The sequence below is a fragment of the Conexibacter stalactiti genome (genome assembly GCF_033542075.1).
Classification (GTDB): Bacteria; Actinomycetota; Thermoleophilia; order Solirubrobacterales; family Solirubrobacteraceae; genus Conexibacter; species Conexibacter stalactiti.
In genome coordinates this window covers 39070-50203 of record NZ_JAWSTH010000041.1, presented here as the reverse complement: position 1 = coordinate 50203, position 11134 = coordinate 39070, and the positions used below count along the sequence as shown (strand labels likewise).

General features: G+C 71.4%; 12 protein-coding genes. 8 read left to right on the top strand and 4 right to left on the bottom strand.

Annotated elements, in window-relative coordinates; all coding sequences use genetic code 11:
* Both R7226_RS16025 and R7226_RS16020 read left to right on the top strand, forming a co-directional pair.
* A partial coding sequence (locus R7226_RS16025) for an SDR family NAD(P)-dependent oxidoreductase (RefSeq protein WP_318598198.1) occupies nucleotides 1-603 on the top strand: 603 nt, incomplete at its 5' end.
* Nucleotides 600-1400, top strand: a complete 801-nt coding sequence (locus R7226_RS16020) for an SDR family NAD(P)-dependent oxidoreductase (protein ID WP_318598197.1) — start codon at nucleotides 600-602, stop codon at nucleotides 1398-1400. The genes R7226_RS16025 and R7226_RS16020, both read left to right, overlap by 4 nt.
* Before the next feature lie 76 nt (nucleotides 1401-1476).
* Here the strand turns inward: R7226_RS16020 and R7226_RS16015 are convergent, their stop codons facing one another.
* From R7226_RS16015 to fabG, 4 genes are read right to left on the bottom strand one after another with little or no spacing between them, the layout of a single operon-like run.
* On the bottom strand, nucleotides 1477-2664 hold the full coding sequence (locus R7226_RS16015) for an acyl-CoA dehydrogenase family protein (protein ID WP_318598196.1): 1188 nt from the start codon (nucleotides 2662-2664) through the stop codon (nucleotides 1477-1479).
* A complete protein-coding gene (locus R7226_RS16010) occupies nucleotides 2661-3200 on the bottom strand; it encodes a MaoC family dehydratase (protein WP_318598195.1) in 540 nt (179 codons plus the stop codon). The genes R7226_RS16015 and R7226_RS16010 overlap by 4 nt, the downstream gene beginning before the upstream one ends.
* Nucleotides 3197-4366 carry an acyl-CoA dehydrogenase family protein gene (locus tag R7226_RS16005; RefSeq protein ID WP_318598194.1) on the bottom strand — a complete coding sequence of 390 codons (1170 nt, stop codon included), beginning with the start codon at nucleotides 4364-4366 and terminating at the stop codon, nucleotides 3197-3199. Before R7226_RS16005 ends, R7226_RS16010 begins: the two co-directional genes overlap by 4 nt.
* A complete protein-coding gene (gene fabG, locus R7226_RS16000) occupies nucleotides 4366-5127 on the bottom strand; it encodes a 3-oxoacyl-ACP reductase FabG (RefSeq protein WP_318598193.1) in 762 nt (253 codons plus the stop codon). Before fabG ends, R7226_RS16005 begins: the two co-directional genes overlap by 1 nt.
* Nucleotides 5128-5232: 105 nt before the next feature.
* Between fabG and R7226_RS15995 the strand changes: the two genes are divergently transcribed.
* The 6 genes from R7226_RS15995 to fmdA all read left to right on the top strand — a co-directional run bounded on the left by R7226_RS15995 (nucleotide 5233) and on the right by fmdA (nucleotide 11104).
* Complete coding sequence (locus R7226_RS15995) at nucleotides 5233-5949, top strand: TetR/AcrR family transcriptional regulator (protein WP_318598192.1); 717 nt, start codon at nucleotides 5233-5235, stop codon at nucleotides 5947-5949.
* 192 nt (nucleotides 5950-6141) lie between these two features.
* On the top strand, nucleotides 6142-7257 hold the full coding sequence (locus tag R7226_RS15990) for an ABC transporter substrate-binding protein (RefSeq protein WP_318598191.1): 1116 nt from the start codon (nucleotides 6142-6144) through the stop codon (nucleotides 7255-7257).
* Nucleotides 7257-8096: an ABC transporter ATP-binding protein gene (locus R7226_RS15985; protein ID WP_318598190.1), complete on the top strand. Its 840-nt coding sequence runs from the start codon at nucleotides 7257-7259 to the stop codon at nucleotides 8094-8096. Before R7226_RS15990 ends, R7226_RS15985 begins: the two co-directional genes overlap by 1 nt.
* Complete coding sequence (locus R7226_RS15980; protein ID WP_318598189.1) at nucleotides 8093-8950, top strand: ABC transporter permease; 858 nt, start codon at nucleotides 8093-8095, stop codon at nucleotides 8948-8950. The genes R7226_RS15985 and R7226_RS15980 overlap by 4 nt, the downstream gene beginning before the upstream one ends.
* A 54-nt stretch (nucleotides 8951-9004) precedes the next feature.
* Nucleotides 9005-9760 carry a creatininase family protein gene (locus tag R7226_RS15975; protein ID WP_318598188.1) on the top strand — a complete coding sequence of 252 codons (756 nt, stop codon included), beginning with the start codon at nucleotides 9005-9007 and terminating at the stop codon, nucleotides 9758-9760.
* A 120-nt stretch (nucleotides 9761-9880) separates the two neighbouring features.
* Nucleotides 9881-11104, top strand: a complete 1224-nt coding sequence (gene fmdA / locus R7226_RS15970; protein ID WP_318598187.1) for a formamidase — start codon at nucleotides 9881-9883, stop codon at nucleotides 11102-11104.
* Nucleotides 11105-11134: the final 30 nt, after the last annotated feature.

The following is an 11134-nucleotide window of genomic DNA, read 5'->3' as shown; positions in this document are numbered from 1 at the left end:
GTCAGCGGCGCGGCCGGCCCCGTCGGTCGCGCGATCTGCGCCGCCCTGGCGAGCGCCGGCTGGCACGTCGCCGGCGCCGACCGCCGCGGCAGCGGCGCCGCGCTCGCGCTCGACGCCACCGACGGCGGCGAGGTCCGCGCCGCCGTCGCCGAGCTGGAGCGCGTCCACGGCGCGGTCGAGCTGCTCGTCACGACGACCGGCGACGCCGCGGCCGACGAGCCGTCGCTCGCCTTCGACGCGATCGACCCATCCACCTGGAACCAGGCACTCGACGACCAGCTGCGGATGACCGTCCACTGCGCTCGCGCCGTGCTGCCGGGGATGCTGGCGAGCGGGAACGGCGGCCAGATCGTCGCCGTCACCTCCGCCGCCGCGCTCGACGGCGGCCGTCAGGAGGCCCATCGCGCCTCCGCCGACGGCGCCGTGATCGGCCTCGTGAAGGCGCTCGCGCGCGAGTACGGTCCGCAGGGGATCGCCGTCAACACGCTCGCGCCGGGCGCGATCGCGCCGGAGCAGGTCGCCGCCTCGGTCGCCTTCCTCGCGCGCGAGCCGCACTACTTCGCCGGCCAGGTGCTGTGCCCGAGCGCGGGGCGGATCCTGTGAACGCGCTCGAGACCGCCGCGACCCCGACGCCCGACCGCCCGCTCGCCGGCCGCGTCGCGCTCGTGACCGGCGCGGCGCAGGGGATCGGCGAGGTGACCGCCCGCCGGCTCGCCGCCGACGGCGCGACCGTCGCCGTCAACGACCTGCGCGAGACGCCGCGCCTGACCCAGCTCGCCAACGAGCTGGGTGGGATCACGGCGCCCGCCGACGTCAGCGACCACGCCGCGATCGCGGCCGCCGTCGCGCGCGCCGAGGAGCGGCTCAGCCGGCCGGTCGACCTGCTCGTCGCCAACGCGGCGCTGGAGCAGATGGGCGACTTCCTCGAGCAGGAGGAGGCGGAGATCTTCGATCAGGTCGACGTCAACCTGACCGGCACCTACGCCTGCATCCAGGCGGTGCTGCCGGGGATGCGCCGCGCCGGCGGCGGCGCGATCGTCGTGATCACGTCGATCTGGGGGATCACCGGCTGGCCGCGCGCGGCCGCCTACTCGGCGTCGAAGGCCGGCACGATCAGCCTCACGAAGGCACTCGGCCGCGAGCTGGCGCCGGAGCGGATCCGCGTCAACGCGATCGCGCCCGGCGTGATCGACTCGCCGCAGATCGAGGTCGACGCCGCCGACGCCGGCATGACGCTCGACGAGCTGCGCGAGATGTACGCCGGCAGGACTGCGCTGAAGCGGGTCGGCCAGCCGGCCGAGATCGCGTCGCTGGTCGCCTTCCTCGGCAGCCCGGCCGCCGAGGGCTACGCCGGCCAGGTGCTGCAGCCCAACGGCGGCGCCCAGCTCGGCTGGGCGTAGCTCAGCCGGGAGCACCGCAGGTCTACTACCGCTGAGCAGTAGTAGACCTGCGGAGGTCGGGCACGACGGGGCGCGGCTACGAGAAGGCGTTCAACCCCGTCAAGGCGCGGCCGAGGACCAAGGAGTGGACCTCGTGGGTGCCCTCGTAGGTCAGCACGGTCTCGAGGTTCGCGGCGTGGCGCATCACCGGGTACTCCAGCGTGATCCCGTTGGCGCCCATGATCGTGCGCGCCTCGCGCGCGACGGCCAGCGCCGCCGACACGTTCGAGTACTTGCCGAGCGAGACGTGCTCGGGCTTCAGCGTGCCGGCCTCCTTCATCCGCGCCAGCCGCAGCGCCAGCAGCTGGCCGGCGGCGACTCTCGCGCCCATCTCGGCGAGCTTCGCCTGCGTCAGCTGGAAGGAGCCGATCGGCTTGCCGAACTGGATCCGTGTACGGGCGTACTCGACGGCTGCCTCCAGGCAGGCGCGCGCGGCGCCGTTGGCGCCGAAGACGATCCCCAGCCGCGCCTCGCCGAGCACCGTCAGCGGCCCGCCGAGCCCGCGCGCGCCCGGCAGCTCAGCTGAGGCCGGCAACCGCACGTCGTCCAGCAGAAGCTCCGAGGTCACCGACGCGCGCAGCGACAGCTTGTGGTGGATGTCCTGCGTCGTGAAGCCCGGCGTCCCTCTCGGCACGAGGAAGCCGCGGATGCCGTCCTCGGTCTTCGCCCAGACGATCGCGACGTCGGCGATCGAGCCGGTCGTGATCCACATCTTCGTGCCGTTCAGGATCCAGTCGGAGCCGTCCCTGCGCGCGGTCGTGCGCATCGAGCCGGGGTCGGAGCCGGCGTCGGGCTCGGTCAGGCCGAAGCAGCCGAGCGCCTCGCCGGTCGCCATCCGCGGCAGCCACTCCTGCTTCTGCTCCTCGGAGCCGAAGCGGTGGATCGGGAACATCACCAGCGAGCCCTGCACCGACACGAGCGAGCGCAGGCCGGTGTCGCCGGCCTCCAGCTCCGCGCAGACGAGGCCGTAGGCGGTCGGCGAGGCGCCGGCGCAGCCGTAGCCCTCCAGATGCATGCCGAGCAGCCCCAGCTCGCCGAAGCGCTGCGCCAGCTCGCGCGGCAGCTCGCCGTCCTCGAACCACTGCGGCACGTCGGGCAGCAGCTCTCTCTGCACGAACGCGCGGACGGTGTCGCGCAGCATCCGCTCCTCGTCGAGCAGGTCGGCGTCGAGGCCGAGGATGTCGTTGGCGGGCAGGGTCGGGGTGCGGGGTACGACGGCGCTCATGCGGATTCCTTTGCGAGCATGCGGGTGACGGTCTCGGCGACGCAGACGGGCTTCGAGCCGCCCTCGCGCTCGACGGTGACGCGGGTGCGCGCCTGGACGCCGCCGCGCACGTCGGTCACGTCGATCAGCTCGACGTGGGCGCGGATGCGCGCGCCGGCCGGGACCGGGGCGGGGAAACGGACCTTGTCGGAGCCGTAGTTGACGAGCGAGTCGGCGCCCTCGAAGCGGTAGGCGCCGCGCACGAGGCGCGGGATCAGTGACGTCGTCAGGTGCCCGTGGGCGATCGTCGTGCCGAACGGACCGGCGGCCGCTCTCTCGACGTCGACGTGGATCCACTGCTCGTCCTCGGTGACGCGCGCGAAGGCGTCGATCCGCTCCTGGTCGACGGTCAGCCAGTCGCTGGAGCCGAGCGGCTGCCCGGCGAGCGCGCGCAGCTCGTCGAAGCCGCGCACGACGCGGGGGGAGGCGTCTCGCGCGGGGGTGGGGGCGTCCGGCGTGGGGACGGGGGCGTCCGGCGTGGGGACGGGGCCGCTCATGCGAGATGCCCCCCGATGCGGCGCCGCCCGGCGAGCAGGTCGCGCGCGATCGTGCGGCGCTGGATCTCGTCGGTGCCCTCGTAGATCCGCCACAGGCGCGCCTCGCGGTACCAGCGCTCGATCGGCAGCTCGCTCGTGTAGCCCATGCCGCCGTGGATCTGCATCACGCGGTCGACGACGCGGTTGGCGGCGGTCGCGCCGCCGAGCTTCGCCAGCGCCGCCTCGTGGCGCGCGCCGCGGCCCTGCTCGAGCGTCCAGGCGGCGACGAGCACGAGCCAGCGCGCCTGCTCCAGGTCGAGCTCGCAGTCGGCGATCATCGTCTGGATCATCTGGTGCTCGCCGATCGTCTTGCCGAACGTCTTGCGCTCGTTGGCGTACTCGACGGCCATGCCGAGCAGCCGCTCGGTCGCGCCGATCGCGCGCGAGGGGATCACGTAGCGGCCGCGGCCGATCCACTCCATCGCCAATCTGAAGCCCTCGCCGACCTCGCCGAGCACGTTGCGGTTCGGCACGCGCACGTCGACGAAGCCCATCGAGGCCGGGGTGGAGGGACCCATCGTGTGGATCGGGTCGGCCGTCCAGCCCATCGAGCGGTCGACCAGGAAGGCCGTGTGGCCGCCGCGGTGCCCGAGTTCAGCATCCGTCACCGCGACGACGATCGCGAAGTCGGCCTCGACGCCGCCGGTGATGAAGGTCTTCTCGCCGTTGAGGACCCAGTCGTCGCCGTCGCGCACGGCGCGCATGCGGATCGCGGTCGCGTCGGAGCCGGCCTCCGGCTCGGTGATCGCGAAGCAGGAGATGCGGTCGCCCTCGATCGTCGGCCGCAGGAACTCCTCCTGCTGCTCGGGACTGGCCTTGTACAGGATGTTGTCGGCCTCGCCGCCGAACAGGAACGGCACGTAGGTGCGGCCGACCTCGGTCCAGATCAGCGACTGCGTCACGGGCGGCAGGTCGGCGCCGCCGTGCTCGGCCGGCGTTCCTATGCCCCAGAAGCCGAATCTGCGCGCCCGCGCCTGGAGGTCGCGCAGCTCGGCGCGCGTGATTCCCTTCTCGCCGCGCCGCTCGCGCTGCAGCACCTCGGGCTCCAGCGGCATCACCTCCTTCGCGATGAAGGAGCGGGCGGTGTCGCGTATGTCGCGCTGGACGTCCGTCAGTCCGAGGTCCATCAGCGCTGCCCTCCGGTCACGTAGAGCGTCTGGCCGGTCACGTGGCGCGCGTCCTCGCTGGCGAGGAAGGCGACGACGGCGGCGATGTCGGCCGGGAAGGCGACGCGCCGCAGCGGGATCGCCTGCGCGACTCTCGCCTGGAACTCCTCTGGCTCCATCCCCTGGCGACGGGCCGTCAGGTCGGTCATCTCGGTCGCGACGAAGCCGGGGGCGACGGCGTTGGCGTTGATGCCGAACGGCCCCAGCTCCTGCGCGAGCGTCGCGGTCAGGCCCTGGATGCCGGCCTTCGCGGCGGCGTAGTTGGCCTGGCCGCGGTTGCCGAGCGCCGAGCGGCTGGAGAGCGAGACGATCTTGCCGCTCTTGGCGGGGACCATCACGCGCTGGGCGGCGCGGGCGCAGAGGAAGACGCTCTTGAGGTTGACGTCGATGACGCTGTCCCACTCGTCGTCGCTCATCTTGAAGAGCAGGTTGTCGCGTGTGACACCGGCGTTGTTGACGAGCACGTCGAGGCGGCCGTTGCGCGCGGCGACGTCGCCGATCGCGCGGTCGACCTCTTCGGCGACGGAGACGTCGACGGCGTAGGCGACGGCCGCGCCGCCGCCGGCCTCGATGCGGTCGGCGGTCGCGCCGGCGCCGGCCTCGTCGCGGTCGAGCACCGCGACGGTCGCGCCCTCGTCCGCGAGCCGCTGCGCGACGGCCGCGCCGATCCCGCCCGCGGCGCCGGTCACGACCGCGACCTGGCCGCTGAAACGTTGTGACATCAGAACTCCTCCTGATCGAGCTAACGAACGTTCATGCAAGGCTAACATCGTTCGTGACGGAATAGACTAACGACGTTCATTCGCCATTTCAGCCACAATGACGAGATGAGCCCGGAGGAGACCGCGGCGGACGACGGGCACGGCCCCGCCGCCGCGCCCGCGACGACGCCTGCGTCGTCGGCCACGACGACCTCCGCGGCTTCGCGGCCGGCCCCGCTCGGCCGCGAGCGGATCGCCGTGGCGGCGCTCGCGCTGCTCGACGCCGGCGGTGAGGAGGCGGTCACGATGCGCGCGATCGCCGAGCGGCTCGGCGTCCGGGCGCCGTCGCTGTACAACCATGTGCGCTCCAAGGACGCGCTGCTGGGGCTGGTCGCCGATCGCGTCGTCTCGGGCGTCGACGCCTCCGGCTTCGACACGCTGCCGTGGCCGGACGCGCTGCGCCGCTGGGCCTGGTCCTACTACGACGCGCTCGCCGCGCACCCGAACCTGGTCCCTTACGTGGCGGCGAATTTCGGGCGCATCGACGCTTCGCTGCGGCGTGCGGAGCAGGTCTATCGCGGCCTGCTCGACGCCGGCTGGTCGCCGTCGCGGGCGACGCGGATCGCGGCCGCCGTGCGCTACGCGGTGCTCGGCGCGGCGGTCGGCTCGTTCGCCGGCGGCTTCGACGCCGACGGCCCGCAGGTCGCCGACCGTTTCCCCGCGCTGCGCGACGCCGGCAGGATTCCTGAACGGCGCGCGGCGATCGACCGCGCCGCGCTCGACCTGCTGCTGGAGCGCTTCCTCGACGGACTTGGCACGCCGCCGCCCGCGCCTGCCGCGTAGCACGGAGACGGGCCGGGTTCGATCGGACCTGTGCGCGATGCGCTCGCGTGCGAGGGCTTCGACGGGTGGCGAATCGTCTTTCGACATTCCGCACCTTGACGAGTCTCGAAGAGCGTGGGAGGGTACTCACGAACGATTGTTAGTTAGCCTCGTCGACATCGTTTCGGAGAGGCTCGCTCGAAGGAGGATCAGTTGCGTCGCACCGCCACGTTCCGTCGTAGCCTCGGAGTGCTCGGGCTCGTCGGCGCTCTCGCCGCCGTCGGCTGCGGAAGCTCCGATGACGACTCCTCCTCGACCTCCGCCGCGGCCGGCTCGACCGGCACCACGGCCGCGGCGCCGGAGACGAGAGACGTCAAGTTCATGCTCGAGTGGGCCGCCAACGCCTCGCAGATCTGGGCGATCGCAGGCAAGGAAGAGGGCTATTTCGCCAGAAACGGGATCGATCCGGAGTTCCAGTTCCCGGACGACTCCGCCACGCCCATCAAGGCGCTGCAGGCCGGCAGAACCGACTTCGGCCTCCAGCTCAGCATCGGCCCCGCGATCGCCAAGGGCGAGGGCGCCGGCATAAAGGTGATCGGCACGCTGGAGCTGCTCGACGTCGGTCTGATGGTCCAGTCCGACGAGATCAGCGACTTCCAGGAGCTGAAGGGCAAGACCGTCGGCGTCGGCTCCTCGACGTACAACGAGGTCTGCTTCGAGCGCACGCTGCAGACGCAGGGGATGACAAAGGACGACGTCAAGATCGTCGACCCGGGCTTCAACCTCGTCCCGCCGCTGCTGGCCGGCAAGTTCGCCGGCGTCAACGGCTCCCACTACGAGGCCGCGATCGCGCTCGCCAAGGAGCCGGACAAGCCGATCAGAATCCTCTCGTTCGCGCCCGATTCGTGCCCGTACGACCCGATCCAGATCCTCACCACGGACAAGATGATCGAGGAGAACCCGGAGCTGGTCAGATCGTTCCTGAGAGGGATCGCCGAGTCGCTCGCCTGGTCGATGGACGACCCCAGAGCCGCCGCCGCGATCTGGGCTGAGCGCTACCCCGACCTCGACCCGAGATCGGACCTCGCGCAGTGGGAGGCGAGCGCGCCGACCTTCTGCGGTCCGTACTCCGAGAGAGAGGGCCTGCTCTACAGCGACCCGGACCAGTACAGACAGCTGATCCAGCTGGCCGCCGACGCCGAGGCGATCGACGCGCCGTACCCCGTGGAGGACCTGATGACCAACGAGTTCCTGCCGGAGCCGAAGATCACGGAGCCGTGCGCGAACGACCGCTACAGAGACGAGCCGCTTGCGCAGGTGACGGGCTGATGGCCGCCCCCTGGCGTCGCGCGCGCAGCACGGGGACAGAGGCTGAGTTCAGATCGTTCGCGTTCGACCACCTCTCCTTCGCGTACGGCGAAGGGGAGGACGCCGTCGAGACCGTGCGCGATTTCAGCCTTGAGGTCAAGGCCGGTGAGTTCGTCACCATCGTCGGACCGTCCGGCTGCGGCAAGTCGACGCTCTTCAACGTCGCCTCCGGACTGACGCCTGCGATGCCGGGGGGCGTGCGCGTCAACGGCGAGCCGTTGACGGGCGTCAATCCGTACACCGCGTACATGTTCCAGCGCGACGCGCTGCTCGACTGGCGCGACGTGCTCGGCAACGTCTCGCTCGGCCGCGAGTTCCTCGGCGCGAGCAAGAAGGAGGCCGAGGCCGGGCTGCGCGAGTCGCTCGCGGAGTTCGGTCTCGAAGGCTTCGACAAGCGCCGCCCGTACGAGCTGTCGGGCGGCATGCGTCAGCGCGTCGCGCTGATGCGCACCTACGCGACCGACCGGCCCGTCCTGCTGCTGGACGAGCCGTTCGGCGCGCTCGACGCGCTCACGCGTCTGAGAATGCAGGAGTTCCTGCTGAGACGGTGGGACGACGACCACCGCACCGTCATCTTCATCACCCACGACGTCGACGAGGCGCTGCTGCTCGGCGACCGCGTGATCGTCCTGACCCCGCGCCCCGCGCGCATCTGCGAGGAGATCGAGGTCGGCCTGGAGCGCCCGCGCAACGCCGAGGCGCTGATGGTCAGCCCGGACTACATCAGCATGCGGGCGCGGATCATGCACCTGCTGCACGGCAACCCGGCCGTCGCGGCGAGAGAGGAGCTGGTCGCATGAGCGCCGTCTCGCAGAGGTCTGATCCCCAGACCGCTTCAGGCACCGCGCCGGCCGCTCCGCGGACGAGCAGGAGAGCACCGCGCGGCCGCCCCTTCTTCCTGCGCGTGACCTTCCTCGCGCCGCTCGCGGTGATCCTGCTGCTGCTCGGCGTCTGGCAGTTCATCAGCGCGACCGGGATCATGGACGAGCTGACGCTGCCGGCACCGACGACCGTCGCCGAGAGCCTCTGGGTCGACCGCGCGATGTACTGGGACAACGCCAAGGTGACGTTGACCGAGATCGTCATCGGCATCGTGATCGGCATCACGCTCGGCGTGCTGCTGGGGATCGCGATCGCGCTCCAGAGAGTGCTGCGCGTCGCGCTCTACCCGCTCGTCGTCGGCTCGCAGTCGCTGCCGGTGCTGGCGCTGGCGCCGATCCTCGTGCTGTGGCTCGGCTTCGGGATCGCGCCGAAGATCGTGATCGTCGTGCAGATCATCTTCTTCCCGGTCACGGTCGCGACGATCCAGGGCCTCTCGTCGGTCAGCTCCGAGGTGCTCGTCTTCGGGCGCAGCCTCGGCGCCTCCTCCTGGACGCTGTTCTGGAAGGTGCGCGTGCCGGCGATGCTGCCGTACTTCTTCGGCGGCCTGAAGATCGCCAGCTCCTACGCCGCGGTCGCCGCCGTGATCGCCGAGTGGACCGGCTCCGACAGAGGTCTCGGCGCGCTGATGCTGCGCGCCAACTCCGACTACAACACCGAGGTCGTCTTCGGCTCGGTCGTGATCATCACCGTGATCGGCCTGTCGCTGTTCGGCCTCGCCTCGCTCGCCGAGCGCAAGCTGACCCCGTGGGCGCACGCCTCGCGCGAGCGCTGAGCACGAGCACTGAATTCACCCCGCAATGTACGAACGTCAGAAGGGACCCATCCGATGAAGCTCGACGACTTGAGCTGGCCCGACGTCGACGCCGCCCTCGGCGCCAACACGCCGGTGCTGCTGCCGTTCGGCTCGCTCGAGCAGCACGGTCCCCACCTGCCGTTCGACACCGACACGGTCTGCGTGCAGGCCGTGGCGGACCGCGCCGCCTCCCTCTCCGGCGCGCTCTCGCTGCCCGCCCTCAGCTACGGAGCCCCCTCCCGGCCCCGCAGCGGGGGCGGGCCTGTCTTCCCGCTCGGCGCGGAGATCCCGCTCGGCGTCTACTTCGACGTCGTGCGCGGGATCGTCCTCAACCTGCTCCAGCGCGGCGTCACCAACCTGCTGATGCTGAGCTGGCACACCGAGAACGGCGTCGTCCTCTACGACGCCGCGCGCGAGGCGGTCTCGCTCGCCGGCACCGACGCGAAGGTGATCGCGCTCGACTCGCCCGGCAGCTTCTGCAAGCCGGAGACGGCGAAGAAGATCTACGTCGACGGTCCCGTGCCCGGCCACTTCGAGCATGCCGGCCTGATCGAGACGTCGGTGATGCTGGCGCTGCAGGCCGACCGCGTGAAGCCGTTCGGCGACGTGCAGGCGCAGCTGCCGTCGCTGAAGTACGACGTGATCCCGCAGCCTGACGGCGCCGTCTCGCCGACCGGCTCGTTCACGTCGCCGAGAAACGCCACCGCCGAGATCGGCAACCTGCTGCTCGACGACGTCGTGCCGGGCCTCGCGGGCGCGATCGAGACCGAGTTCTCGACGCGCCGCTAGCCCGTCCCGCGCGGCGCGCCTCGGCGCGGCGCGCCTCGGCGCGCCGCGCCGCCTGACTCCAGCCTCCACCACGGCCACACCCTCCCGTCGCCACCGCTCCGATCGAGGAAGGACTCATCGATGCCCGAAACGCTCATCAGCGTCGACCTCTCAAAGCCCGCCGAGGACCAGGACGCCCCGCTTCACAACCGCTGGCACCCGGACATCCCGGCGCAGGTCAGCGTCAAGCCCGGCGACGTCTTCCGCCTGGAGTGCAAGGACTGGACCGACGGCCAGATCTCCGACGACGACTCGGCCAACGACATCCGCGACGTGCGGCTGGAGCGCGTCCACGTGCTGACCGGCCCGGTCGCCGTCGAGGGCGCCGAGCCGGGCGACCTGCTGAAGGTCGACCTGCTCGACGTCGGGCCGCTGCAGCGCGACGAGTGGGGCTTCACCGGCGTCTTCGCGAGAGAGAACGGCGGCGGCTTCCTGACCGAGCACTTCCCGGACGCGCTGAAGGCCGTCTGGAGATTCGAGGGCGCCTACGCGAGATCGCGCCACGTGCCCGGCGTCCGCTTCCCCGGGATCATCCACCCGGGCCTGATCGGCTGCGCGCCGTCGCACGACCTGCTCGGCACCTGGAACAAGCGCGAGCAGGCGCTGATCGACACCGACCCTGGCCGCGTGCCGGCGCTGGCGCAGGCGCCGAACCCGGAGCTGGCCGCGCTCGGTTCGCTGACGGGCGCCGACTTCGACCGCGTCGCGCGCGAGGGCGCCCGCACCGTGCCGCCGCGCGAGCACGGCGGCAACTGCGACATCAAGAACCTCTCGCGCGGCTCGACCGTCTACCTGCCGGTCTACGTCGACGGCGCCAACCTCTCGATCGGCGACCTGCACTTCTCCCAGGGCGATGGCGAGATCACCTTCTGCGGCGCGATCGAGATGGCCGGCTACGTCGACATGTCGGTCGAGCTGATCAAGGGCGGCGTCGCGAAGTACGGGATCGTCAACCCGATCTTCAAGCCCTCGCCGCTGGAGCCGCACTTCGACGACTACCTCGCCTTCCAGGGGATCTCGGTCGACGAGCACACGGGCGAGCAGCTCTACCTTGACGCCCACGTCGCCTACCGCCGCGCCTGCCTCAACGCGATCGAGTACCTGTCGCGCTTCGGCTTCACGCGCGAGCAGGTCTACATCATCCTCGGCACGGCGCCGGTCGAGGGGCGGATCTCCGGGATCGTCGACACGCCCAACGCCTGCTGCACGGTCTTCATCCCGACTTCGATCTTCGACGGCGACGTGAACCCGGGCGTCGGCGGGATCCCGACGATCGGCAGCGGTCAGGTGGCGCTGGCGGGGTAGCGGCGGCGCGCCGCTGTGTGATCGGCGTCC